The following is a 23,028-nucleotide window of genomic DNA, read 5'->3' as shown; positions in this document are numbered from 1 at the left end:
ATTGTCTAAGAAGGCCTATCTGATTACGCGGAGCGCCGTTGCTTTGGCGGCGGTCACCGTGTTCTTCTGGCTGTTTCTCGTTCCGCCTTCGATTGAGTCAGGAGTGACTGGCAACAAGTATTCGTCATGTCACGCGGTTGCCTGGAACTTTACGGGCGATCTTCGTCCGGTGCTCAATGACTCTTTTGACGTCGAAAGCCCTGACAAAGTGGAGAAGTACGTGAATGGCGCTGTTGGTTATCCCTCGGCGGATGCTGACAGTGCTGTGATCAGGAAAGGAATACACGAGGCCTGTAAGGAAGCTCGTCAGGGACGCGGCTTGGTCATCATTGTTGCGTCAATCTTTTTCGCCGTCGTCTTCTTGTCGGTTCCCAAGCCCAAACCTTCGAGCGATAAAGAGCCTTCGAGCGACAACGGGTCTTCGGGAGAGAGCAAATCGTTGAGCGGCGACAGCTCGTTGGGTGACGGTGGACCTTCGATCGGTGTCGGATCGTCAAACGGCAAAGCGGAGAGCGAGCCGTTCAACGACGAGCCTAAGCCCGGAACGATCCAGGCCTGAACACCTGTGAGCTTGGGGCATCCCCGATGGCAAGACGGGTCGAAGAACGGTGCAAAGCAGATAGCGAGCCGGAGCCACGGCGTCGCGGGGCGTGAGTCGCGGCAGAGCGAGCGGGGACCGAAGGTTGCGGTTGAGGGCGGAGGAACAGCGAGCCAAGGCCCGAGGCCGACAAACTTGGGATGGACAGAAGCCTCTGCGGTAAGGAGTCACAAGCGGAGCTTTCCGAGATGCTCGGATTCGCACCTTATTGTGGAAGAACGCCCGCCTTTGACCGTCGAGCTCGAAGAGAGCGAACTCCTGCCCGCTCGCGTCAGCGCCGTTCGCCGCAGCGCGATCGAGATGTTGGGGCTCTGATGGGTTTCCCCGTAGGGTCGGCCTCGACTATCCGGAAAGCTGCGACGACGCCGTCGGCCGAACCCTCGAAGGCGTCGGCGAACTTGGTCAGGAACGCTGGTTTCCCGACTGCACCCACGCGAGCGAGTCCGGCTACGCAGTGAAGCAGCCCATCGACGCCGGCGAACCGGCCCCCGAGCGTTTGGAGCGTTATCGTGCGCTCGCGCAGAAATCGGAGGCTCTGCTTCCTTTAGGGCTGCGTCTAGAGAAGGGAGACGCCCTGTGAAGAGGTGTGTCCCTGTCTGCTTTGTCCTGTCTCTGGAGAAGGCAAGGTAAGGTGTTCGATGTGAAGGAGCGGTTAAACATGAATGCCGATTTGAAGAATGGCTGGGCATGGCCTGGCATGCTGGCTTGCGCGAAAAGGCGTTCGCGTCTTGTGGGGGTTGTGCTGGCCCTTGTCTCGTTTGTAGTTGCGGGATGCAAGATTAATGGGGCAGTTGAGTTTCAAGCCAAGGGTGACATGAAGTTTGACTTCACTTTTGAAGACTCGAGAGACACAATGGCTAAAATCAATCGAACATGTGAAAGTGTTGAGACTATTTTTCTGGCGAAGATTAGGTTTGTTGACTCCCCTAAGGTTGAGGACGTGACTCCTGCCGGCGGGCATCTGACGTGCAGGGTGACCTCGGACAAGCCTTTCAAAGGGAAAATGAAGCTGACCGAGCGAGACGGACAGTACCATTTCAAGTACTATGGCGCGCACGATGATGACGACACGGACTTGAGTAGGCTTAAGACGAGGATCGTGGTGAGTATGCCGGGGAAAGTGACGCGGTCCAGTCTGGGGAAGGTTCAAGGAAACAAGGTGATTCTTGAAGACCTCGACTTTCTTACCTATGGGGTGGAGATTACGGCCGAGAAGGAATCCGCCGGGTCGGCTTCATCGTCGTTGCCGGGGAAGAAAGCTGACGCGCCCTCGTCACCGGCTGGCGGATTTCCGGCCTGGGCGTGGGCCGCCGTCGGCGGCGGCGCGCTGGTCGTGATCGCTGGTCTTGCGTTCGCCGCGGGCAGGCGTCGAGGCGAGGTTAAGGCCGCCGCTCGTCATCGGCAGGGTGGGATGCCCGCCGGAAACAGCTATGTGCCGCCGTCTGGTGGGGGAGCCTCGCCTCACCAGCAGGCTTTCGGGCACGGGGCCGGGCTGGATCCCGACGGGTGGCATCGCCCCGTGTAAGAAACTTCTGTTCTTTTGATGTGGAGACTATGGTTTGTCATCGGAGAGAAGCTCGAATAGGTGCCTCAAGTAAGGGGGCGGATTGTGGGTTGCCTCCATCAGAAGTCGGTCGCTAACCAATTGAGGTTCCAGTGCAGGGGTTGCCGGTGCCTATCTCTTCTTTTCCTTCCTGCTGATGCGTTGGAAAGGTGGAGGCGCTACGCTGGAGTCTGTACGGTTTAGCGCGGTGTTTGGCCTTTGTCCGGTAGGGTGTCTGGAGATTTGATATGTCCGTCCACGTGAAGAGGCACTCGTGTCTTGCCGTCACCTTTGTGACGCTCGTATTTTTTGTTCTTACTGGTTGTAAGATCGATGGAACGATTGACTTTCAAAGTGATGGTCGAACGAAGATCGTTCTAGTCTTCGAAGACGCTGACGGGATGATGGCCAAACTCAAGCAGACATGCGAGGGGATTCGGCTTACTTTCGAAGCGGAGCTCACATATGTCAAGAATCCAAAGGTGGAGGATGTTACATCGCCAGAAGGTCATCTTAAGTGCCGTTTAACGTCAAATGAACCGTTCGGTGGTCACGTAAAGTTCACTAAAAATGGCGGAAAGTACTATTTTAAGTATCCAGGTGCGCACGACAAGGATAATGATGATTATAGTGACTTTATAACGAATATTACTATTAGTATGCCGGCTAAAGTAGTCAAAGTGAATAGGGGGAAAGTAAATGGAAATAAAGTGACTATTACCAGTTTAGACTTTCTTACCTATGGGGTGGAGATCACGGCCGAGAAGGAATCTGCTGGGTCGGCGTCGTCTGGGCTGTCGGGGAAGAAAGCCCACGCATCCTCGTCGGCTGGTGGATTTCCTGCCTGGGCGTGGGCCGCCGTCGGTGCCGGCGCGCTGGTCGTGATCGCTGGTCTTGCGTTTGTCGCGGGCAGGCGTCGGGCGCGCTGAGGTGTTTTCAGACGAAGGCTCGTCTCTCGTCCTGGCGGTCCGTCTGTAGGTCGGGGATCTGCAAGTGGAGGCGGAGGATAGTCCCTGTTTCGAGCCCTTCTGATGTTCTTGGTCTGTGATTTCACGGTTCGTGCATCGGCTCGCTAAAATCTCGCTTCTCTCGACCTTGCGTCAGGGTCCGCGTCTGCTAAGCAAGGACGTTGAACCAAAGTAGATTGTCTCTGAGTGTGAGACGCCGAGGAGGCCTCAATGGTTGAGCTTCTCATTGTTTCCTCGGTTAATGCGTTGGACCTGTGGAGGCGCTACGCTGGGGTCTGTATGGTTTAGCGCGGTGCCCGGCCACCTTTGCCGGGAGTGTCTGGAGGCCTGATATGTCCGTCCATGTGAAAAGGCGTTCGCGTCTTGTGGGGGTTGTGCTGGCCCTTGTCTCGTTTGTCCTTGCCGGGTGTAAGACTGATGGGACGGTTGAGTTTCAAGCCAATGGCGATGTGAAGCTTGACTTTACTTTCGAGGATTCGAGAGATTCCATGGCTAAAATCAAGCAAACATGCGAAGGGGTCCGACTTATAGTTGAGGCGCATGCGACGTTTATTGACTCCCCTAAGGTTGAGGACGTGACTCCTGCCGGCGGGCATCTGACGTGCAGGGTGACCTCGGACAAGCCTTTCAAAGGGAAAATGAAGCTGACCGAGCGAGACGGACAGTACCATTTCAAGTACTATGGCGCGCACGATGATGACGACACGGACTTGAGTAGGCTTAAGACGAGGATCGTGGTGAGTATGCCGGGGAAAGTGACGCGGTCCAGTCTGGGGAAGGTTCAAGGAAACAAGGTGATTCTTGAAGACCTCGACTTTCTTACCTATGGGGTGGAGATTACGGCCGAGAAGGAATCCGCCGGGTCGGCTTCATCGTCGTTGCCGGGGAAGAAAGCTGACGCGCCCTCGTCACCGGCTGGCGGATTTCCGGCCTGGGCGTGGGCCGCCGTCGGTGCCGGCGCGCTGGTCGTGATCGCTGGTCTTGCGTTCGTCGCGGGCAGGCGTCGGGGCGCGGCTAAAGCCACCGCTCGTCGTCAGCAGAGTCGGATGCCCGCCGGAAACGGCTACGAGCCGTCGTCTGGCGGGGGAAACTCGCTTCAGCAGCAGGCTTTCGGGGACGGGGCCGGGCAGGATCCGCAGAAGCGATTCCGCCCTTAGTCGGGCGCGCTTGACGTTGGCCACGCCAAGGCGTGGGTGCCTGTTGCCAGAGCGGAAACTATGCCGTGCCAGGCTTCTCTTTGAGCGCAGGCAGCCCTTCAAGTCTGTCTCAGCGGCTTCAAGGAGGTTCTTGAAAGGGCGTGGTCTGTGGATCGCTCCTGGATGCTCTGTACGGTGCCTGAGAGGGACGCGTTCCGAAGCAAGACGCGGGGGCCGGCATACCGCTTGGCGTGCCGACCCCCGTGTTTTTGTTGCGGCTGGGGTTTAGCGGGCGTTGTCCTCGTTGTCGGTTGTGCGGCGTCCGGCTTCGAGAAAGGTGACGGTCTTGTCGGTCTCGTAGGCCGTTACGTCCGTGCCCGTCTGGTCGCGGTTGCGTTTCTTCTTGTCTGCGTTGCGCGCGGGACGTCCGGTCAGGGAGGACATTGCTCGGGACGACGAACCGGTCCGAGCCTGTGGGGCTTTGCCCGTCTGTGAGCGTGCCGTCAAGGAGGATGCCCCCGTTCCACGCGACCCGGCCTGTGCCGTCAAAGCCTCGCTTCGCGTCGTCAAGCCCGCAGTTTTCGTCCCGCGGGCGGCCGTTGTCTTCCCGTTTGCCGCGGCCCCGCGGCCGATTCCTTCCTTTGAGGCTCCTGCCCCGCGGCCGTTTCCTTTCGCGTCTGGTCGTGTTGTGCGGGTTGGCGAGGCGCTGCGCGAGGACGTTCCCGCCGTGCGGGAAGCGGTTGATTCTGTTCGGGCGCTGCCGGGCTTGCCGACAGGGGAAGACGAGCCGGTGGTTTTGCGCACGGCCGTGGTTGCCCCGCGCACGATTCCACGCGAGGTTGACGCCGAGCTGGTCGGAGTGCGGGCCGCTGTTGTGGCCCCGCGCAGGATTCCTCGCCCTCCGGAGGACGAGGTGGGCCGGGCGATGCCAGAGGCCCCGCCCCGCACGATTCCACGCGAAGCGGACGACGAGGGCGCGGGGGTTCGTGCCGCTGTTGTCGCTCCGCGCAGGATTGAGCCAGACGAAGACGGCGTTGTGCGCAGCGCCGCGCCGGAGCGCAGCGCTCCGGCCCGGGAGCCCGGTGCCTCAGCCGCTCGTGCGGCGCGTGCGGCCTGGTAGGCCCTGAACCCGGCTACACCGCCGAGAACAGCTCCGCCCCCTATCGTGAGAGGATCATGATGTGCCCCTGTTCCGCCGATCGGCGCAGCATGAGGGGTCGGCGAGCCGGGAACGAACACCCCCGAAGGCACCGGCGAGTAATGCGATCCTTGCAACGACACGCCGCCGGCAGAACCTCCGTCCCTTATGGTTGGGACGTGGCCTGTGTGGCTGCCCGGAGAGCCCACCGAGAGGTCTGGACTGGCCCGCCAGTCCGTGGCCGAACGCGTCGGCGCCGACCCTGCCCTTGGCTCCCCGTTCCCCGGCTCGACTTGCCGGCGGGAATCCATATGCTGTGCCAGCCGCTCAACGAGCTTGGGATTGTCCTTGCCCAAAATCGCCCGAATCTGATCTTGAAATGGAAGTCCGCCAATAGCCGTCAACGTCCGCCCGTTCAACGTTGACAACGTCTTCGTCGCCCGCTTCTCAATCTCGGCATGCGCAACACTGCGTTGAGCCTCAAGCTGGGCGACTACTTCAGAGGCACCCTGCGACCCGGCATTCTTGCCTCCTTGGGCTATTTTACCAATATAAGCGTTGTTGATTTTTGCTAAATCCGATTGGATTTGGGCACTTTCGTGTTTGGCTTGGATTCCACCTGCCAGAGCGTCTTTGGATACGTCGATGATCTTTTGGAGATTGTCGGCGTCCTCGTACAAGCCCGTGGCGATCCCATCGAGGATCTTACAAGCGGCGTTGGCCGTGCCTCCTTCCAAACCCAAATCCGAGGCGACCTCGCGATTGATGGCGGCGATCTCGGTCAAAGAGCTCTTGACCGAGGAAAACAAGCGAAACGAATCCTCGATCGCGCTCGTGCGCCAATCCTCAATCCCATGCAGCCGGTCCGCATTCGGCGTGGCCATAACAGGCTCCTTCCCGCAATAGATGAGCGTAGGTGTTGGTGAATACGTAGATGTGTGAATGTGGACTTGTCTGTCAGGCCGCGCGTCCCTCAGACGATTTTGGAAAACGCCTCAAAGGCGGATCGAGCCTGGTTGTAGCTCTTGATGATGTCGGACATCTCCTCGGGGCGTCGGTAGGTGAACTTCGTATCCAGGGCCTGCAACCGCCCCAAGTACGCGCTCTTCTCGGACTCGTTCAATTCGAGGAAGCTGTGCAAGGCCCGGCGCATGCGTTCGATGGCGGCCTTCTGGTTGCGCGAGATGGACGAGAGCTTGCCGTCCAGCACGATCACCGAGGAGTGCAACGGGGAATGGAACTGGTCGAGCTCTCCGATGCCCGACCAATGCTCCCCGCCAGACGCCCCCGACCCTGACGAGCTAGAGCCGGACGAAGACCCCGCGGAGCCAGACGGGGGCGGGCTCAATCGCCCGGAGGACCCAGCGCCCGTCGTCGCCCCGGCGATGGCCTGAGCTGCCACCGCGAACTGATGCTGGGCGGTGTCGAACTTCTGGCCGGCGCTCTCCAACTGACTCAGCCGCTGATTAAACTTATCGGGATCCAGGCGAAACACGGACACGGCCAAACTCCTTTCCACGCCGCTACGGACGTTGAGGCAGCAAAAATGCAACAGTGAGGAAAAATAGGTAGACAAATGGATGCGGACATGAGGTCAGTATGCGGCTTTGACAGTCGCATACCGGGTTGGCGAGCAGCCGTGGATGTGGCCGTGCGCCTCGGGAGGCCTGTGGCGGCTGTAGGATCTACAGTGTTGCCACATGTATAGCCTACAGGGATTCAGCCGGTTGTCCACCCCAAAATGGGAAACCTCATGCAATAGTGTAATCAATGTCAGTGATGACGCGGAAAACTCCTTGAAACACGTCCCGGCGGAGGCAAGCCATCGGTGAAGAATCGCCTACGTATCAGCAGTTATTTGGTCATCTATAGTGTTTGGCAAAGCCTATAGAAATGTTTTCTAGTGTGAAAAATGCAAGAGCTTTCATTTTGTGTTTCATGGGAAGTTTTCGTCGTCCTCTCGCCGTCGGTGCTTGGGTCGGCGCACTGCTCTGGAGATCGGCGCACCGCTGCTTGGGCTGGCGCACTGATGTGGAGCCTGCCGCCCTGCTGCGGGGCCTGCCGCCCTGCTGCGGGGCTTGCTGCACCGCTGCCTGGGCCGCGGCGTACTGCAGCGGGGTCAGTGCACAGCGAGGGCCGACGCGCCGCTGCAGTTCACAATGCGGCCGCCGTCGTCTCTGCTTCTGGCTCTTCAGCGGGCGCTTCGTCGTGCTCGGAGCGGTCACGCGTGTAGCATCGTGTGCGGATCGTTTGCGACGCAATCGGATGACGGAGTCCTCCCGCACATTCGAAGTCGTTGGGGACGGCGAAGGATAGAGGCTGGTTGCCGCTGGCCGTCGAAAGACGACCGGTTGCCACCGGCTGTCGGAAGGCGGCTATCTGCCAGTGGCCGCCGAAAGCGACGAAGGGCGGCCGACATGCTCGGAATCAGCGGCGGGGAGTTCTTGGTGCTCCTCGTTGTCGGCGCGCTCGTTCTCGGCCCTAAAAACATAGCCGAAGCCCTGCGCGCAATGCGCAAAGGAATTGAAGCCTTGCGGCAGTGGAGCGCCGGCATGCGGGCAGGGGCCGACGGCGAATTGGGCGTCGCGGAGAAGGAGGTCGCAGCGCTCGCAAACTTGGACCTCCGCCAGCTTGACCCTCGCAGGATCGTGCGCGAAGCCGTGCGCGACGAGATGGAGGCGTGGATGGCGATGGCGGGCGCGGGCGGCGCGGGGCCCTCGAGCTCGGAGAAAGGCGCCGACCCGGCCGGGGACGGGGCGAACAGGGCGGCTAGAACGGCTGAAAGGGCAGTTTACAGCGCCGCGGCCTTCGCTCGCGCCGGTTCTGAGCGCGCCGGCTCAAGGCGCACCAGTTCGAAGCGCGCGGCCACACAGGGCGCCGACGCAGCGGCGACGAAAGGCGGGCACGACACGCAAGGTCTGGATGCGCAAGCCACGCAAGGTCTGGACGCGTGCGCCCTGCAAGAACCGGCTGCGTCCGCCCCGCACAAGCCGGCCGCCCAAGCCACGCAAGGTCTGGATGCGCGAGTCCCGCAAGAACCGGCCGCGCAAGCCGAACCCGAGCCAAATGAAAAGTCGCCGGGCGAGCTTTCTGCCGCGCGGGACTCGATTGAAGGAGACAAACTGTGAAACCCTCGCACATCATTGTTCTGGTCGTCGTTCTCGTGGTGGTCTTCGGCGCTTCGAAGCTGCCCGACGTCGCCAAATACTTTGGGCAGTCGCTCAAAGTGCTCCGGAAGGAGATGCGGGAATTCCACGACGAGGATTCGGCCTCCGCCGCCAAGCCGTCCGGCTCCTCTGCGCACGAGGGGCGGGCGCCTGCGGGGCCGCCCGCGGGCGAGCAAAAGTCGCCCGAAGGGAACGGACCGTCGTCCGACGACGGGCGAGCCTGACGCAAGGTTCCCTGTTCACAAGCACAGCGGAAAACGCAACGTGAAAGCAGATCGAGGCCGCGCGGCAGGAAGCGTGACATGACGGCAGACGGAGCCCGCGCGAAAGAGCCGCACCCGAAAAGGCCGCGCACGAAAAAGCCGCGCGCAGCAAGGGCACGGCCGTTCGATGCGAGCGGCCGGCGGCGCATCCTCGGCAGGCTGCGCTTTCTGGCGGATCGACGCCGCAATCCCGAGGGCAGGATGAGCCTGGCCAGCCACTTGGGCGAGCTTCGCTCGCGCTTCATCCGATCGCTGGCAGGGGTGTGCGTCGGCGCCGTCGTCGGCTGGTTCCTCTATGAACCGGTGCTCGATTTCATCCTCGAGCCGCTGACCGCGCTCGAGGATTCCCGCACGCAGATCAACTTCCAGACGATCGGAGCGGGATTCGACCTGAAAATGCGCATGTCTCTGTGGATTGGCGCGATCGTTTCGAGCCCCTGGTGGATCTATCAGGTCGGCGCGTACATCGGCCCCGGCCTCAAGCGCAGCGAAAAGGCCTACGGCGCGGCTTTCGGCTGCGTGGGCGTCGCGCTCTTCGCCGCGGGAGCGTTCAGCGCCGTCCGGATGGCGCCCCACGCCGTCAGAATTCTCCAGAGCTTCGTCCCCGACGGGAGCTATTCGCTGCTCGAAGCCGGCTCCTACGTCACGTTTTACACCCGGCTCGTCCTCGCTTTCGGGATCTCTTTCCTTGTTCCCGAAGTGTTGACGGCGCTGAACTTCCTCGGACTTCTCAGCGCGCGGCGCATGCTCGGCGCGTGGCGTTGGGCGGTTGTCCTCGCCTTCGTCTTCGCGGCGATCGCCAACCCCCTGCCCAGCCCGTGGCCGATGACGGTCCAGGCCTTCGTCCTCATCGGGCTCTACCTGGCCGCGGTCCTCATTGCCTGGGCCAACGAGAGAATTCGGGCGCGTCGTCGAAGCGGAGAGCGAACCGGCCTTACCGGCGAGCCGGCCTACGAATAAAATGAAAGGCAGACACAACGACTTCCAACGACACTGCGACCCAAGGACCGCGATGACCGTATACTCTCTCCTCGATCTGGCCTTCGTCGGACCGAGCGAAACGCCTTCGGACGCCTTCGCCCGGTCCGTTCTTTTGGCGCAGCGGGCGGAGCGCCTGGGCTTCGAACGCATCTGGTACGCCGAGCATCACAACATGCCGACTATCGCTTCCTCCGCGCCGGCCGTGCTCATTTCCCATGTGGCCGCGCGAACCTCGAAGATCAAGCTTGGCGCGGGCGGCGTGATGCTTCCCAATCACGCCCCGCTCATCGTCGCCGAGCAATTCGGCACCCTCGAAGCCCTCTATCCCGGCCGCATCGGCCTGGGCCTGGGAAGAGCGCCGGGCACTGCCCCGCGAACGCTCCGCGCCCTGAGGAGGGATCCGAACGCAGCCGAAAATTTCCCCGACGACGTCGCAGAGCTGCGCGGCTACCTCGCCGACGCGACGGTCACGCCGGGCGTGAACGCCAACCCTGGGCGGGGGTCCAAGGTGCCGCTTTACATCCTCGGATCCTCGCTTTTCGGCGCGCAGCTGGCCGCCGCGCTCGGCTTGCCGTATGCCTTCGCGTCCCATTTCGCCCCGGAGATGCTGGAGCAGGCGATCAACGTCTACCGCGCCCGTTTCCGGCCCAGCGAGCAGTGCGCGCAACCCTACGTGATTGCCGCCGCGAATTTCATTGTGGCGGATGAGGAGGAGGCCGCGAAAGTCCAGCATGCCGAGGTCCTTCGGCGTCGCGTGAGGATGTTCGCCAAGGGCGCCGAGGAGATTTCCGACGCCGATCTAGACGCCTACATTGCGTCCGGCAGAGCCGACCAGATCGTCGGGATGCTGAAGTATACGGCCGTTGGCACGGGCGGGGACGCCAAGCGGTTCCTCGACGGATTCGAGGCGACGACGGGCGCCGACGAGGTCATGCTCGTCAACCTCTCTCCCGGAACCGCTCAGGCGGAGCGAGGCCTCGACCTCCTCGCCCAAGCGGTTGTCCGGTCGGCGCGCTGAGCCTCAAACGCCGAACTTCTCGGCTTGTTCCCGGATCTCGCGCAGAAACTTCTCGTGGCGACCGCCGCCCTGCTTGTTGACCTGGCCGAAATGGGTCCAACGGACATTGCGCAATCCGAGTGACTTCATGACCGTGGAAATAAACGTTCCCTTGATCGGGTTGCCCGCGAACAGCCGCAGATACCACTTCGGCGCGATGGCGGTGGTGATGACCCACGATTTGCCGATGTGCTGGAGTTTGCCCTTGAGCCCGGTCTTGGTGTCGATGTAGGCCCATGGCTTTTTCATGACCTTGTCGAAGAACCCTTTGACATTGGGCATCAAATAGGACCACCAAATCGGGGACAGGACGATGAGGGAGTCCGCCTCGTCGACCAGCTTCTGGTACGCGGTGACAAGCGGATCGGCCGTTTCGCCCTTCTTGTAAAGGGACAGCTCCTCGGTCGAGTAGTTTGGATCGAAGCCGTCGGCGTGCAAGTCGATTACCTTGTAATTCTTGCCCGCCTTGTCTAGGCCGGCCGTGACCGCCTCGAGGATCGCGTGATTGAAGGATTTACTGTACGGGTGGCCGTAAACGACTAGGGTGTGAGACATTGTTCTTCCTTTCTTTGTCTCAGTGCGGAACGGTTTGCGGCACATCGCTCCATGTGTTTCGTGCGCCGGCCTGTCCGCATCGGATTTGTTTGCCGTGTTGGCATTCGGTTGTCAGGTTGGCATTCAGCTGCCGGGTCGATTCGGGTTTTCTGCGTTTGCTCATTTCTTGTCGACGCAATCTCCCCCTTCTTCATGGGCTGCTTGCTCCTCTTCCGCCGGGCTCCGGGGCTCTTCGGCGGAGGTCTGCGCCGTCGCAATCGACAGCACGGACCTCAACGCCGCTTTGAGAAAAGCGCTCCGATGGCGAACGGTTCCGGACGTCACGAGCTTCGAGTAGCCCTGAATGAAAGACCATAGGCTCACGAACAGGTCGCGCCCGGCTTCGTCGGCGCTGCGCCACGGGGGCAGAGACTGGGACTCGACGAGCCGCCCGATCTCACGGTGGACGAAGGCAAGCAGCTCCCAGCGGGCCCCCGCCCCGGCGTCGACGGCGGACGTGTTGTTGCTCGAGGGGCCGAAGAACGCGAATTCGAGGAGGTTGGGGTGCTCTTCCGAATACACGATGAGGCGTTCGCCGATGTCGAAAATTGAATCGACGGGGCTCTCGTGGGCCGCTGCGTCCGCGAGCGCGCCGAGCCTGCCGGACATCTCCTCCTGCGCGGCCTCGAAAAGAGCCGCCTTGTCTGGGAAGTGTTTGTACATCGCAGGAGTCGAGATCGAGCACGCTTTCGCCGCGGCCCCCAGAGTCACCGAGGGCCAGCCTGAGGCGTCAATGATTTCGACGGTTGCCGCCGCCAGACGGGTTCGTGTGTCCGTCCGCCGTTTGTCGCCGGACGCTTCGCCGCGTTTCGGCCGCGCGCTCGGTTCCGGAAGCTTTTTCTGTTTCGCCGACGCGGCCTGCGAATGGATTGAAATGGATGTGCCCATGGCAATAGGTTAATCCTTTTAACCTAAATCGGCAAGCGTAGAGCGTGGGCGCGCGCCGGGCAGTGTTGCGCAAGCGAGCGCGGCAAACCGCCGAAACGGGGCGATGCCGGCCTGAGCGCGGCGCGATTTGCGGCGAAGGCAAAGCGCGGCGCCGAAACAGGACGGTGAGGGCCTGAGCGTGGCGCGATAGGCAGCGGAGGCGAATCGCGCGGACGAAAGATGCCCGCGCAAACGCGGCGCGATACGCGGCGGAGGCAAGGAGTGCTGCCGAAACCGGTGATGCCCGCGCAAACGTGGCGCGATGCTCAATGTACGCGCTCGCGAAGTCTTGTGCGCCGCTCCCGCGTATCAGATAATGGTCTCGGGACGTCCGGTTTTCTGGACGTCTTGGAGTGAGTCAACGGCGATGCGGCATCCGCGCGCCGGTGGCAGGGATTGAGGCTTGGCACTGCGCGAAACTGACAGTTAGCGCGGTGTCTGAGCCCTTTTTATTGAACCGCCCCTACTTTTCGCCCAGCAGGTGTTCGCGCGCTTCGGCGTCGTCCTCGGCCCTAAGCCTGGGAACATTGCTGTACTGCGGCCGCTTGCCGAGCTTGCCCTCGTAGAAGGATCGGATTTTCTCCATGTCGGCTTTGACGTCGCCCGTCAAAACGATGCTGTGGCGCCAGCCGTATTCTTTCCGCTGCCTGTCCACGAAGCCCAGCTGAAGTGGAAGTCCCGTTTCAAGGCAGATGCGGTAAAAGCCGGACTTCCAATACTCGCGATTGGCGCGCGTTCCCTTCGGGGCGATGACGAGGGCGAATTCCTCGCTGTTCTTCGCTTCCTCGACGATCGAGCCGACGGTTCCGTTGCTTGACGAGCGATCGACCGCTATTCCGTGTGCGAGCCTGATAAAGGGGCGCGTGAAAGGATTTTTCACGAGCGATTTTTTCACCAGAAACTTGTAGTCCCGGTCGATCGACCAGAATGCCATGACCATGAAGAATCCGTCCCAATTCGACGTGTGCGGAGCGCCGATGAGAACAACCTTTTCCGGAAGCGGATCGGTGACGCAGGTCCATCGCGAGAAGCGCATGTACGTTTTGGCGACGAATTTCTTCAGGCCCATGGGAGTCCTTCCTTTGTCCTTCTCGTCGTAGTTTACGTCGTTTTAGAGCGGCGCGCCGCCTTCGGAAAAGCCAAGCGGCGGCCGGACGGGATCGGCGGGCGACGCCGAGGCGTACGCCTGTTCCGATCGGACAGTGCCCCGGGGCGGCGGGGCGTCGGCGCGACCGGGCAACTTTGGCGGCGACCCCTCCGGCGCGGGGCGCGCTCTGCTTGCTGGCGCAGATTCCCATTGCGCCGAAGGTGACTCGGCCGGCGCGGGGCGCGCTAGAGGAGGCGAGGGCGCACTAGACGAGGAAACTAGGGCGCACCAGACGAGGAGGCGCGGGGCGCGTTAGAGGAAGCTAGGGCGCGTTAGAGGAAGCGAGGGCGCACCAGACGAGGAGGCGAGGACGCGCTAGAGGAGGAATGAGAACACCGGGGAGTCCGGCTCGAGCTTTTCGATGCTCAGAGGGGATTCCTCCATGCGGGCCAAGAGTTCGCCGATCCGCTCCGGCTCCTGGATTTCAATGCCGACAAGGGCGGGCGCAGTCTCGCGGTTGTTCTTCTTCGTGAACTCGAAAAGCACGATGTCCTCGCCGTCGGTCAGCACGCCGTCGAGGAAATGGCGGAGCGCCCCGGGCTTTTGGGGGAAGGTGACGAGGAAATAGTGGCGTAGCCCCTCGTAGACGCTCGAGCGTTCCACGATGTCGGCGTAGCGCGAGACGTCGTTGTTTCCGCCCGAGACCACGCAGGCGACCGGGCCGTCGGGAAGGTCGGGGAGGAAACGGGCGACGGCGGCGCTTGCCAATGCCCCGGACGGCTCGGCGATGATGCCCTCGACCTGGTAAAGCTCGAGCATCTCGGTGCACAGGGCGCCTTCTGGGACGACGACGATCTCGTCGACGAACTGGCGCGCGATCTCGAAGGTGATGTCTCCGGCCCGCGCCACCGCCGTGCCGTCGGCGAAGCCGTCGATGCGGGGCAGGGTGACCGGATGCCCTGCGTCGAGGGCCGCACGCATCGAAGGCGCGCCCTCCGGTTCGACGCCGATGACCTTCACCTCGGGGTGGAACGTGTGCAGCCAGATCGCGGTTCCCGCCAGGAGGCCGCCGCCGCCCACGGGGACGACCACGGCCGCCGGAGGCTCGGACGCCTGCTCGAATATCTCCTTGACCACGGTTCCCTGGCCGGCGATTGTGCGCGGGTCGTCAAAGGGGTGGACGTAGGTCGCGCCGTGCTCGCGCGCATGCTCTTGTGCCGCCGCGGAGGCCTCGTCGAAAGTCGCGCCCACGATGACCTGTTCGATCCACCGCCCCCCGATGTCCGCGATGCGAGCCCGCTTCTGCCGCGGGGTTGTGGACGGCAGGAAGACTTTGGCATGGATTTTCAACTGCCTGCACGCGAAGGCCACGCCCTGAGCGTGGTTTCCGGCCGATGCGCACACAACGCCCGCCTCGCGCTCGTCGGCGCTCAGGCTCGAGATGAAGTTGTACGCGCCGCGGGCCTTGTAGGAGCGGCCCACCTGGATGTCTTCGCGTTTGAGCAGAATGTCCTGATTGCGAATGCCCGAAAGGCGAAGCGACATGTCGAGCGGAGTGCGGCGGATCGTCGAACCGAGGGTCTGGGCGGCGACCACCACATCGACTCCGGTGGGAAGCTGATTGTCCATAGGGGCAATTTTGCCACCCCCGGCGCGCCGGTGTGGATTCGTCCGCGGAGGATCCCGGCTTTCCCGCCGCTACCTGGAGCTTTCCGAACCTCTCGGTCTGCCTGATTCTTTCGGCCCCTTTAGCTGCTGTCGATCTGCTGACCCGGGTACTCTTGTTCGCGCGAGGCGGGTGGATTCGTGTTTTCGGGAGGAGGGGCGGACATCGCCCATTGGACTCTTGTGACTCAGCGTGTCCTGGGCGCTACGGGCGCTTTTGGGTCTCAGCGTCCTCGTTGTGCTCTGTGTGCTCTGTGTGCTCTGGCCACCGCCCCTGGCCGGGAGGCAGCCCCACGGACTCGAGAAGGCCGGGGAAGAGGGCTTCGATGGCCTCGTCGCGGCGTGTGAGTTGCCGGTGCTTGCCGATCGCCTCGGTGTGCACGAGCCCCGACTCTCGGAGCACTTTGCAGTGGTAGGACATGGTCGACGGTGCGACGTCGTAGTCGAAATCGCCGCAAACCTGAGGGCCGTTGCATGCGATCTTCCGAAGGATGTCGCGGCGGATCGGGTCGGACAGCGCGCTCAGGACGCCGTCAAGCTCGATGGCGTCCCGAGCCGGATGATACAGCTTCTCTTTCCCCACTGCTGGACCTTTCGTCGACTTCGACTCGAGTCTACCGTCGCAGATGCGGTGCTCCTTCCCTCAATGACGGGCGGGCCTGCCTGAGTGCATCGATGCGAACGGCCCGGTGGAGCGGCCTTCCCTCAATGACGGGGCCCGCCAAGGGCGACTGACGTGAGTTAGCCCTTGACAGCTGCGAAAGCGCGGACGGATCATTATTTCGAGAAATTTCGAAATGAAGATAGGGGGCGCCGTCGTCGGCACGCGTTGGCGACTCCGAGCTCCCGATCCGCAAGTTTGGCTCGCCCTTTGGAGTGCGTCCGGCCGTCTAGCCACGGCTTGTGGGGCAGCCTGAAAGGTGCACTTATGACTGTCCCTTCGCAGTTCACGCCCGCGTCCGAACCCACGATGCGCCTGCTCTCCTTCTCCACCTTATTCGTCATCGGCACGGATACGTTCCTCACGGCTCCGCTGCTTCCCCTGCTTCAACGGGAATTCGGGGTGAGCGTGTCTCGTTCCGGTTGGCTCGTTTCAGCCTATGCTCTCGGTTACGCTTTATTTGCTCTCATTGCGGGTCCCATCTCCGATCGTCTGGACCGCCGCAAGGTTTTGCTTGCCGGGCTGGTCGGATTCGGCGTTTTCACTGCGGCTTGCGGTTGCACGTGGGGTTTCTGGTCGCTTTTCACCGCACGCTCGCTTGCGGGCGTTGCCGCCGCCTTCGTCGCACCGCAGATCTGGGCGTCGATCCCGGTGACCGTGCCGCCAAAAGCAATTGTCAAAACCATGGGGTATGCGACTGCGGGGCTTGCGATCGCCCAAGTGGCGGGCATCCCGATCGCTTCCTTCTTGTCCTCAATGGGATGGCGCATTCCATTCTTCGCGATTGCCGCGTCCAGCGCCGTGCTGTGGACAATTCTTTATAAGGGTTTCCCGAATGTGGCGCCCGCGGCCTCCGGCGGCAGACTCTTCGCGCCTTACGCACACGTCGCCCGTTCGCACCCTCTCCTGATGTCGCTGATTGCATACTTGCTCTTCCAGACCGGTAACTTCACCGCCCTTTCTTTCATTGGATCGTGGCTGGCAAAAGACTTTGGCGCCGATCAGAACGCGATCGGCACGGCGATGATCATCATCGGCCTTGGCAACGCCATCGGCTCCTTGGCGGGGTCGCGGCTCGTTGCACGCCTCGGGGAAAGGCGTTCGCTTCTGTTCGGGATCATCGCCCTCGGCGCCATTTACCTCGGCACTGCTTTCGTGTCCAATATGTGGGTGGCCGTAATCGTCCTGGCCGTGGCGATGCTCGTCGGCGGTTTTCTGTTCCCTGTGCTGATGAGCGAGCTTCAGAGTCACACCGATCTGGCCCGAGGCACCGTGTCGTCGCTAGCGAGCGCCGCCATGTATGCGGGCGCCACCATCGGCGGAGCCATTGGCGGCTACCTGCTGTCCAGGTTCACCGGATACAGCGGAGTCGCAGTGTTCACCGTCGTTGCCTACGCCGTTTCGCTTGGTGTGTATGCGCTCGGCGGAGCTTTTAAACGAGACTCGGAGTAGGGCAAGTGCGCTTCTCGGACGGAAGTTCGCCGTCGTCCGCGGATGCCTGTGGGCGTGGCGGCTCTGCGGAACCTGTGGCGCAACGATCCGCGGCATCTTGTCGAAATCCTTCGTGGACTGCGGGCGGACGGCTTCGCCGGGCGTCGGCGCCGTCAGAGCGTGGATTGCCCGTGAGACCTTCGCCCGACTTCCGTATCCTTGAGATATGAGCGATTCCGACGACGTCGACCTTCAATTCGAGTTCGAGCGCAAGTTCTTGGTGCGCGCGCTGCCGAAGGATGTGGTTTTGCACGGCTCGAAGCAGGTGATCGTTCAGGCGTACGTATTCGCCGAGGACGGGTACGCCGTGCGCGTGAGGATCGCCTTTCCTGGAAGGGCCGTCGAGTGCCCGGCCTTCGACGAGGCGACGGACTATTTGGGCGCTTACGAACGCCGGCTTCTCACCGGGCTTCTGGCCGACGCCGAAGACGAGGCCTCCGCCTCGATGGCGGTGAAATCGCCGGCCGTCCAAGGTGAGCGCTACGAAATGGAATCCAGCTTGGACCTCGCCGTGGCAACCCAGATCATCCGGCGCTGCCCCACCGTTATCTTGAAGAATCGCTATTCGCTCTGGTACGACGAGGACGGCTGGGAATTCGACGTGTTCGCCGGCCAGAACGAGGGGCTCATCGTGGCCGAATGCGAGAGGCTCGCACCCGTCGTCGACCTGAAGATCCCCGAATTCTGCGTCACGGAAGTCTCCGACGACATGCGCTTCACCAACGACTACTTGTCAAAGGCGCCCTGGAGGCATTGGGGGCCGATGTACGCCCTCGAACTCGCTGCGCGCGGCCCGCACTTCATGAACTTGGACGGCGACGGCGGCGGACCTGGGAAGGGCGCGGGCTGAACTGGGGCGTGCATTGCGTCAAAGTTGACAAGCCCATATACCCGCGGCCTTCGCAATGGGATACCGTAGACACGGTACAAGCAATGCGGCGGGCGCCGACTCCGCCGGAAAAGCGAAAGCGAGGAAGCGATGAGCGAATCCGACATCCCACACTTGCCAGCGCCGCCGCGGGCGAAAGGGCCCGTCAACATCGTTGTCATGGGCGTTGCGGGCTCTGGAAAGACAACGATCGGCATGATGCTCGGAGGCAAACTCGGCTACGTATACGCCGAGGGCGACGAGTTCCACACGCAGGCGAACCGCGACAAGCAGGCGTCCGGACTTCCCCTCGACGACGCCGACCGCCAGCCATGGCTCGAGGCAATTCGAGACTGGATGCGGGCGGAGAACGCCGTCGGCCATTCGACCGTCGTCTCCTGCTCCGCGCTCAAGCGCAAGTATCGCGACACGTTGCGTGAAAACGGCGCTCGAACCGTCTTCGCGCACGTTGCGCCGCCCGAGGACCTCAACGCGGAGAGGATGGAAAAGAGGCGAGGGCACTTCATGAACCCTTCGCTGCTGTCCAACCAGTACGCCACTTTGGAGAGGCTTGAGGACGACGAACTTGGCTTCGTGGTCGACAACCCCGGAACTCCCGAAGAAGTCTTCGTCGAGGTCTACACGCGCCTGGCAGACCTCTGATGAATTTCACTGTCGGCTAAGTCGATTTGTGATGTCGGTCGAAAGTGCCTAAACTTTTAGACCTACGGTTGCTGCGGATCGCGTGTCTGCGGTATACCATTAGAACAGCACAACTTCATAGAGCTTGCGCCCCCATCGGGTGCGCGCAATGGCAAGACGCATCCGTCCCAAATGAGGTGAGCGTGTGGGAATCCCGGATTCCTTGCCAATTGGCTGGGTGGTTCGTTTCCGCTGCTGTCGATTCGAACCACCCAGCCTTATCTATGTCTTTGCTTTTCTCTTCGTCCACGCCTTTTCGGCGTTTTCGTTGCCCGGCATTGGCTGGAAGCCGCTCTGCTCGACGCCGTCGGCTTGTCGAAGCGTTGTCTTGTTGAATCGTTGGCGGTGTGTCGAAATGGCGGCGGCTTGTCAAGGCGTTGGCGGTCTGTCGAAGCGCCGTCGGCCTAGACGGCCGAATCCCGACTCATTGCGGCGCTTTCGACCCGTTGCGGCGGTTTCGACTTGTTCCGGCGGTTTCCCTTTGTTCCCGTGGTTTCGACCCGTTTCGGCATAGGAGAGCGGCATGACCGAGTTCCCCGTTTCGATGATCCATCCCGACGCCTCGGAGATTCTCTCCGCGACTGCTCTGTTCACCGCCCCCATCGACCTTGAGGCGGCTGCGGCGCGCGTGGGGACGCTGTGGAATGAGAGCGTCGCCTTCGAATGGGAGGAGGGCGGCAGCATTCTGCGATTTGCGCTGCGCGACGTCGTCGTGCTGCTGAGCCCTGTTCCGGGGGAAGCCGTGCCAGAAAGGGGGCGGCTTCCCGCGCACAGTTTTCATGTCGCCTTGACCTGCTTCGCGCCGATGGAGGACATCGGCGGTTTTGGGGCTGGAGCGGGAGGTTCTGGGGCTGGGGCGAGAGGCTTTGAGGCCGGAACGGGAGGCTTTGGGCGAGAACCCGGCGGTTCGGGAGGCGAAGTCGGCGATCGGGCGGCGGATGCGGGCGGATCGGGGATTCCGGGTTTCACAGGCAAGGAGATCGCGGAACTGAAGGGGCTTCCTCGCGAGGTCGGATTGAGGCGGCGCGCGCTGACCGCGCACGTCGTTCTCGCGGAAGTGGCCGACGCCCTCATGCGTGAGGAGTCTGCGGTGGGGCTCTTCCGGCCGGAGCTCGGCGTCGTGCAGCCTCCGCGGATGGTTGTCGAACTTGCGGACCTCTTGAGCAAGGGGCAGGCCCCGATCCCGCTGTGGGTGGGAATCCGGGTGTCCAAGCCGGACCTCGTTTACGGCCGGACGTTGGGACTGCCGTTGTTCGGGCATCTCGACCTTGAGGTGGTCGGGTCCCTGCACAGCGAAGAAGAGGTCTATGCGATGCTCTCAAACGTGGTCGACTATCTGCTTTCTGCCGACGCCTTCCTGCTTCCCGGGCAAAGCGTCGGGTATCGCGACGGCAAGGATCTGGCGATTTCGCAGGCTGTGAGCCCGGCCGACCGTGCGGCGGTTTTGCACATCGGGTTCTAGGGTTCGTTCCAGGGCTGTGCGGGCCTTTGAGAGCGAAAAACTCCACAATGAACCGCCGATGCGTTCGTTCCAGGGCTGCTCGGGCCTTTGAGAGCGAAAAACTCCACAATGAACCGCCGATGCGTTCGTTCCAGGGCTGCTCGGGCCTTTGTCCTCTGTGTGCGGGTGGCCTCTGTGTGCGGGGTCTGGCGGTGGGGGCTGCACGGTGTGTGATGCGCGGCTGGTGCGGGTGGAGGTCGCGCGGCTGGTGCGGAGGCGTCGTCGTCGGACGTCCTGCAAAGGTCGACTTTGCGAATAAGCAATAGAAAATATCGAACAAAAAATTGAAACTATATCAAGTTTCGTGTACAATGGGAGAAGAGGGTGACGCCGGGGATCTCGCGGAAGGAGGCGGGCACAATGACTCTCGACGACGTCGATGTGCCGGGCGTTCTTTGCCCGGCTAGGGTGGCGCTTTCTCAAGGCTTTGCCTGCGCCGGAGGCGGTGGAAGAGCGTTCGATCGGGGTCGAAAATCCGGTGTGGGTGAGTCTGTGAACGGATTGAAGGCCGACATTTCGGTTTTGGCCGGTCTGGACGTGTCAAAGGCTTCTGACGAGGAGCTTCTTGCCGGTGCCGAGGCGTTGGCAGGACTGGCCTCGCGCCTGGGAGCGGTGCGAGGTCGCTGGCTCGTTGCGATTGGAGAAAGGGGCAGTTGGCGCGCTTCGGGCGAGCGGACGCTGGTCCGTTGGAACGAGAAGGCCTCGGGGCAGTCGCCTGCTGCAGCCGCCCGCATTTGTCGGTTCATGTTCCCCTGGCGACTTTTATGCGCTTGGAAAACGCTGTCGGCGGCTGTCCTGCCCTCGGCGCAAACGATTCTCTGGAGAGTTCGCTCTCAATGTTCAAAAGCGGCGTCGCAGCAACCGGAAGCGTCGACGCGCGCGGCGTCGGCGCCGTCGAAGCAGGTGGGGCCAATGACGGTGTGAACCGCGATGCTTCAGGGCGGTGCGTCGAGACGGGCGGTCAGGGGCGGGCCGGCGCGTGTCTGGAAAAGGTTCGCCGACAACGGAAGAAGCTCGGCCCCCTCTTGGCGGTCATTCCCTCTGCAATCGATCTGAAGGCTTTGGCCGGAGCAGAGCCGGCCGCTTTTGACGATGGAACCGCACTGTCGATGTCTCAGCTTGCCCGGCTGGCATGCGACTCTTCGATTGGCCGCATCGTGCTCTCTCCGACCGGGGAAGTTCTCGACGCGGGGCGAAGCAAGCGTTTGTTCACACCTGGGCAGACTCGCGCTGTAATCGCCAGAGATCGAACCTGCCGGTACCCGGGGTGCTCGGAGACGATCCAGCACGGTCAGATCCACCATGCCTTGCCCTGGAAAAAGGGAGGCGCGACAGACCTGGCCAACGCCGTCCTCCTGTGTTGGCATCACCATGCCCTCGTCCATCGCGAGATGACGACCGTCGCCCACCACGAAGGCGGATTCGTCTTCACCCGGCCAGATGGAAGAGTCATTGGAACGCGAAGGCATGGGGTGTGAAGATGGGCCGCGAAAGACGATTGACCGCACGGCGATCGCGAGTTCAGGCTTCGCGTCGGGCGCGTGCGGCGCTACACTCTACGAGGACGGCGGAGCGATTCGACGTCTCGGTTTCAAACCGGCCCCCGTGGTGGCAGCGCGGGGCGAACCCCCGCATCCCGCACCGAATGCCCTGTTTAAAGGAGTTCTCCGTGAGCCACCGTCATGCCCGCCTAGGATACTTCGACATCGTCGCAGTATGCTTCGTCGCATTCCTTCTGCTGTCCAACATCGCCGCCACGAAACTCATCGGCGTAGACGTAGCCCTCGGAGGCTTTTCATGGCACCTGGTGTTCGACGGCGGAGCCATCCTCTTCCCGCTGACATACATACTCGGCGACGTCCTCTCCGAAGTCTACGGTTTTCGGCGGGCGCGCAGAGTCATCGTCACCGGATTCGTCGTTCAGATTCTGGCGTCTTTGACTTTCTGGCTCGTTCAGATCGCGCCGTCCGACCCCGACTACAAGAACCAGGAGGCTTTTGAAGCGGTTCTGGGCCAGGTGCCGCGCTTCGTCGCCGCCTCGCTGCTGGGATACCTCGCGGGCCAACTCCTCAACTCCCTTGTGCTCGTCAAGATCAAAAAGGCGTTCGGAGAGAAACGCCTATGGGCGCGCCTGCTCGGATCGACCGTGGTGGGAGAGGCCGCCGACACCGCCGTCTTCTGCCTCATCGCGTGGACCGGGAACGCGGGATGGGCCACGATCTTCAACCTCATGCTCGTCGGTTTCGCCTACAAAGTCGGCGTCGAAGCCGTTTTCCTGCCGCTGACCTACGCCGTCATCGGATTCGTCAAGAAGACGGACCCCGCGTATGCGAAATCCTCCCCTGAAAAGAAGGCCTCGTGCGAAGAGCGGGTTTCGTGCGAAGAGGGGGTTTCGAAGGCCGACGGCAAGGAGATTGCGAGATGACGTTTGAGATTCGAGCCCGCTTAGACGCCCACCCGCTTGCCCGCACGGGAGCGCTGGCCACCCCGCACGGCGAGATTGCCACACCCGCTTTCGTTCCGGTCGGAACCAAAGCCACCGTCAAGGCGGTGGCGCCCGAGGCGATTGCCGACGTCGGCGCGCAGGCCGTGCTCGCCAACGCCTATCACCTGTACCTGCAGCCGGGCTCCGACATCGTCGACGAAGCCGGCGGGCTCGGAAAATTCATGAACTGGCCCGG

Annotated in this window: 25 protein-coding genes; 18 read left to right on the top strand and 7 right to left on the bottom strand. The window is 62.2% G+C overall.

The window, feature by feature from the left end:
• The 4 genes from ACO48X_RS01305 to ACO48X_RS01290 all read left to right on the top strand — a co-directional run.
• A partial coding sequence (locus ACO48X_RS01305; protein ID WP_484999794.1) for a hypothetical protein occupies nucleotides 1-559 on the top strand: 559 nt, incomplete at its 5' end.
• Nucleotides 560-1,229: 670 nt separating this feature from the next.
• Nucleotides 1,230-2,123 carry a hypothetical protein gene (locus ACO48X_RS01300; protein ID WP_484999792.1) on the top strand — a complete coding sequence of 298 codons (894 nt, stop codon included), beginning with the start codon at nucleotides 1,230-1,232 and terminating at the stop codon, nucleotides 2,121-2,123.
• Between the two features lie 266 nt (nucleotides 2,124-2,389).
• Complete coding sequence (locus ACO48X_RS01295; RefSeq protein ID WP_484999790.1) at nucleotides 2,390-3,070, top strand: hypothetical protein; 681 nt, start codon at nucleotides 2,390-2,392, stop codon at nucleotides 3,068-3,070.
• Nucleotides 3,071-3,441: 371 nt separating this feature from the next.
• Complete coding sequence (locus ACO48X_RS01290; protein WP_484999788.1) at nucleotides 3,442-4,266, top strand: hypothetical protein; 825 nt, start codon at nucleotides 3,442-3,444, stop codon at nucleotides 4,264-4,266.
• A gap of 264 nt (nucleotides 4,267-4,530) precedes the next feature.
• On the opposite strand, the gene ACO48X_RS01285 is transcribed toward ACO48X_RS01290, so the two are convergent.
• Entirely contained in the window at nucleotides 4,531-4,689 is a 159-nt protein-coding gene (locus tag ACO48X_RS01285; RefSeq protein WP_009198183.1) for a hypothetical protein, read from the bottom strand.
• A 244-nt stretch (nucleotides 4,690-4,933) separates the two neighbouring features.
• On the opposite strand from ACO48X_RS01285, the gene ACO48X_RS01280 reads away from it, so the two are divergent.
• Complete coding sequence (locus tag ACO48X_RS01280; RefSeq protein WP_484999786.1) at nucleotides 4,934-5,365, top strand: hypothetical protein; 432 nt, start codon at nucleotides 4,934-4,936, stop codon at nucleotides 5,363-5,365.
• 663 nt (nucleotides 5,366-6,028) lie between these two features.
• Nucleotides 6,029-6,289: a hypothetical protein gene (locus tag ACO48X_RS01275; RefSeq protein ID WP_484999784.1), complete on the top strand. Its 261-nt coding sequence runs from the start codon at nucleotides 6,029-6,031 to the stop codon at nucleotides 6,287-6,289.
• Nucleotides 6,290-6,356: 67 nt separating this feature from the next.
• On the opposite strand, the gene ACO48X_RS01270 is transcribed toward ACO48X_RS01275, so the two are convergent.
• On the bottom strand, nucleotides 6,357-6,884 hold the full coding sequence (locus ACO48X_RS01270) for a hypothetical protein (protein WP_484999782.1): 528 nt from the start codon (nucleotides 6,882-6,884) through the stop codon (nucleotides 6,357-6,359).
• Nucleotides 6,885-7,800: 916 nt separating this feature from the next.
• Between ACO48X_RS01270 and ACO48X_RS01265 the strand changes: the two genes are divergently transcribed.
• The 4 genes from ACO48X_RS01265 to ACO48X_RS01250 all read left to right on the top strand — a co-directional run bounded on the left by ACO48X_RS01265 (nucleotide 7,801) and on the right by ACO48X_RS01250 (nucleotide 10,812).
• Nucleotides 7,801-8,511 (top strand): twin-arginine translocase TatA/TatE family subunit, encoded by a 711-nt coding sequence (locus ACO48X_RS01265; RefSeq protein ID WP_484999780.1) that lies wholly within the window; start codon nucleotides 7,801-7,803, stop codon nucleotides 8,509-8,511.
• A complete protein-coding gene (locus ACO48X_RS01260) occupies nucleotides 8,508-8,774 on the top strand; it encodes a twin-arginine translocase TatA/TatE family subunit (RefSeq protein WP_484999778.1) in 267 nt (88 codons plus the stop codon). The genes ACO48X_RS01265 and ACO48X_RS01260 overlap by 4 nt, the downstream gene beginning before the upstream one ends.
• A 78-nt stretch (nucleotides 8,775-8,852) precedes the next feature.
• A complete protein-coding gene (gene tatC / locus ACO48X_RS01255; protein WP_484999776.1) occupies nucleotides 8,853-9,773 on the top strand; it encodes a twin-arginine translocase subunit TatC in 921 nt (306 codons plus the stop codon).
• Between the two features lie 52 nt (nucleotides 9,774-9,825).
• Nucleotides 9,826-10,812 (top strand): LLM class flavin-dependent oxidoreductase, encoded by a 987-nt coding sequence (locus ACO48X_RS01250; protein ID WP_484999774.1) that lies wholly within the window; start codon nucleotides 9,826-9,828, stop codon nucleotides 10,810-10,812.
• Nucleotides 10,813-10,815: 3 nt separating this feature from the next.
• Here the strand turns inward: ACO48X_RS01250 and ACO48X_RS01245 are convergent, their stop codons facing one another.
• From ACO48X_RS01245 to ACO48X_RS01225, 5 genes are all read right to left on the bottom strand, one after another.
• Nucleotides 10,816-11,406 (bottom strand): NAD(P)H-dependent oxidoreductase, encoded by a 591-nt coding sequence (locus ACO48X_RS01245; protein ID WP_484999772.1) that lies wholly within the window; start codon nucleotides 11,404-11,406, stop codon nucleotides 10,816-10,818.
• 159 nt (nucleotides 11,407-11,565) lie between these two features.
• A complete protein-coding gene (locus tag ACO48X_RS01240) occupies nucleotides 11,566-12,333 on the bottom strand; it encodes a TetR/AcrR family transcriptional regulator (protein ID WP_484999770.1) in 768 nt (255 codons plus the stop codon).
• A gap of 502 nt (nucleotides 12,334-12,835) precedes the next feature.
• Entirely contained in the window at nucleotides 12,836-13,441 is a 606-nt protein-coding gene (locus ACO48X_RS01235; RefSeq protein ID WP_484999768.1) for a 1-acyl-sn-glycerol-3-phosphate acyltransferase, read from the bottom strand.
• A gap of 393 nt (nucleotides 13,442-13,834) precedes the next feature.
• A complete protein-coding gene (gene ilvA / locus ACO48X_RS01230) occupies nucleotides 13,835-15,088 on the bottom strand; it encodes a threonine ammonia-lyase IlvA (protein WP_484999766.1) in 1,254 nt (417 codons plus the stop codon).
• Nucleotides 15,089-15,329: 241 nt separating this feature from the next.
• Nucleotides 15,330-15,707, bottom strand: a complete 378-nt coding sequence (locus tag ACO48X_RS01225) for an ArsR/SmtB family transcription factor (protein WP_484999764.1) — start codon at nucleotides 15,705-15,707, stop codon at nucleotides 15,330-15,332.
• A 345-nt stretch (nucleotides 15,708-16,052) separates the two neighbouring features.
• Here ACO48X_RS01225 and ACO48X_RS01220 point away from each other — a divergent pair, with 345 nt between their 5' ends.
• From ACO48X_RS01220 to ACO48X_RS01185, 8 genes are all read left to right on the top strand, one after another.
• Entirely contained in the window at nucleotides 16,053-17,237 is a 1,185-nt protein-coding gene (locus ACO48X_RS01220; RefSeq protein WP_484999762.1) for an MFS transporter, read from the top strand.
• Nucleotides 17,238-17,442: 205 nt separating this feature from the next.
• Nucleotides 17,443-18,126: a CYTH domain-containing protein gene (locus ACO48X_RS01215; RefSeq protein WP_484999760.1), complete on the top strand. Its 684-nt coding sequence runs from the start codon at nucleotides 17,443-17,445 to the stop codon at nucleotides 18,124-18,126.
• A gap of 129 nt (nucleotides 18,127-18,255) precedes the next feature.
• A complete protein-coding gene (locus ACO48X_RS01210) occupies nucleotides 18,256-18,807 on the top strand; it encodes a gluconokinase (RefSeq protein WP_484999758.1) in 552 nt (183 codons plus the stop codon).
• Between the two features lie 562 nt (nucleotides 18,808-19,369).
• A complete protein-coding gene (locus tag ACO48X_RS01205) occupies nucleotides 19,370-20,308 on the top strand; it encodes a DUF4261 domain-containing protein (RefSeq protein WP_484999756.1) in 939 nt (312 codons plus the stop codon).
• Between the two features lie 399 nt (nucleotides 20,309-20,707).
• Nucleotides 20,708-21,271 (top strand): hypothetical protein, encoded by a 564-nt coding sequence (locus tag ACO48X_RS01200; protein ID WP_484999754.1) that lies wholly within the window; start codon nucleotides 20,708-20,710, stop codon nucleotides 21,269-21,271.
• Nucleotides 21,268-21,825 (top strand): HNH endonuclease signature motif containing protein, encoded by a 558-nt coding sequence (locus tag ACO48X_RS01195; protein ID WP_484999752.1) that lies wholly within the window; start codon nucleotides 21,268-21,270, stop codon nucleotides 21,823-21,825. The genes ACO48X_RS01200 and ACO48X_RS01195 overlap by 4 nt, the downstream gene beginning before the upstream one ends.
• Nucleotides 21,826-21,992: 167 nt before the next feature.
• Nucleotides 21,993-22,772 (top strand): queuosine precursor transporter, encoded by a 780-nt coding sequence (locus ACO48X_RS01190; protein ID WP_484999750.1) that lies wholly within the window; start codon nucleotides 21,993-21,995, stop codon nucleotides 22,770-22,772.
• Nucleotides 22,769-23,028 (top strand): tRNA-guanine transglycosylase (locus ACO48X_RS01185; protein ID WP_484999748.1); only part of this gene is annotated, 260 nt, incomplete at its 3' end. The genes ACO48X_RS01190 and ACO48X_RS01185, both read left to right, overlap by 4 nt.

It is taken from the genome of Peptidiphaga sp. (genome assembly GCF_057238965.1).
Note: the sequence above shows the minus strand (reverse complement) of the source record. Positions and strands in the feature narration are given on the sequence as shown.

What these genes read in the sequence shown, in the direction of transcription:
- ACO48X_RS01205 (WP_484999756.1), top strand. Translation starts at nt 19,370, where the DNA reads ATGACCGAGTTCCCCGTTTCGATGATCCATCCCGACGCCTCGGAGATT.
- ilvA (WP_484999766.1), bottom strand. Translation starts at nt 15,088, where the DNA reads ATGGACAATCAGCTTCCCACCGGAGTCGATGTGGTGGTCGCCGCCCAG.
- ACO48X_RS01215 (WP_484999760.1), top strand. Translation starts at nt 17,443, where the DNA reads ATGAGCGATTCCGACGACGTCGACCTTCAATTCGAGTTCGAGCGCAAG.
- ACO48X_RS01235 (WP_484999768.1), bottom strand. Translation starts at nt 13,441, where the DNA reads ATGGGCCTGAAGAAATTCGTCGCCAAAACGTACATGCGCTTCTCGCGA.
- ACO48X_RS01285 (WP_009198183.1), bottom strand. Translation starts at nt 4,689, where the DNA reads ATGTCCTCCCTGACCGGACGTCCCGCGCGCAACGCAGACAAGAAGAAA.
- ACO48X_RS01265 (WP_484999780.1), top strand. Translation starts at nt 7,801, where the DNA reads ATGCTCGGAATCAGCGGCGGGGAGTTCTTGGTGCTCCTCGTTGTCGGC.
- tatC (WP_484999776.1), top strand. Translation starts at nt 8,853, where the DNA reads ATGACGGCAGACGGAGCCCGCGCGAAAGAGCCGCACCCGAAAAGGCCG.
- ACO48X_RS01245 (WP_484999772.1), bottom strand. Translation starts at nt 11,406, where the DNA reads ATGTCTCACACCCTAGTCGTTTACGGCCACCCGTACAGTAAATCCTTC.
- ACO48X_RS01200 (WP_484999754.1), top strand. Translation starts at nt 20,708, where the DNA reads ATGACTCTCGACGACGTCGATGTGCCGGGCGTTCTTTGCCCGGCTAGG.
- ACO48X_RS01290 (WP_484999788.1), top strand. Translation starts at nt 3,442, where the DNA reads ATGTCCGTCCATGTGAAAAGGCGTTCGCGTCTTGTGGGGGTTGTGCTG.
- ACO48X_RS01210 (WP_484999758.1), top strand. Translation starts at nt 18,256, where the DNA reads ATGAGCGAATCCGACATCCCACACTTGCCAGCGCCGCCGCGGGCGAAA.
- ACO48X_RS01275 (WP_484999784.1), top strand. Translation starts at nt 6,029, where the DNA reads ATGATCTTTTGGAGATTGTCGGCGTCCTCGTACAAGCCCGTGGCGATC.
- ACO48X_RS01190 (WP_484999750.1), top strand. Translation starts at nt 21,993, where the DNA reads ATGCCCTGTTTAAAGGAGTTCTCCGTGAGCCACCGTCATGCCCGCCTA.
- ACO48X_RS01240 (WP_484999770.1), bottom strand. Translation starts at nt 12,333, where the DNA reads ATGGGCACATCCATTTCAATCCATTCGCAGGCCGCGTCGGCGAAACAG.
- ACO48X_RS01220 (WP_484999762.1), top strand. Translation starts at nt 16,053, where the DNA reads ATGACTGTCCCTTCGCAGTTCACGCCCGCGTCCGAACCCACGATGCGC.
- ACO48X_RS01250 (WP_484999774.1), top strand. Translation starts at nt 9,826, where the DNA reads ATGACCGTATACTCTCTCCTCGATCTGGCCTTCGTCGGACCGAGCGAA.
- ACO48X_RS01295 (WP_484999790.1), top strand. Translation starts at nt 2,390, where the DNA reads ATGTCCGTCCACGTGAAGAGGCACTCGTGTCTTGCCGTCACCTTTGTG.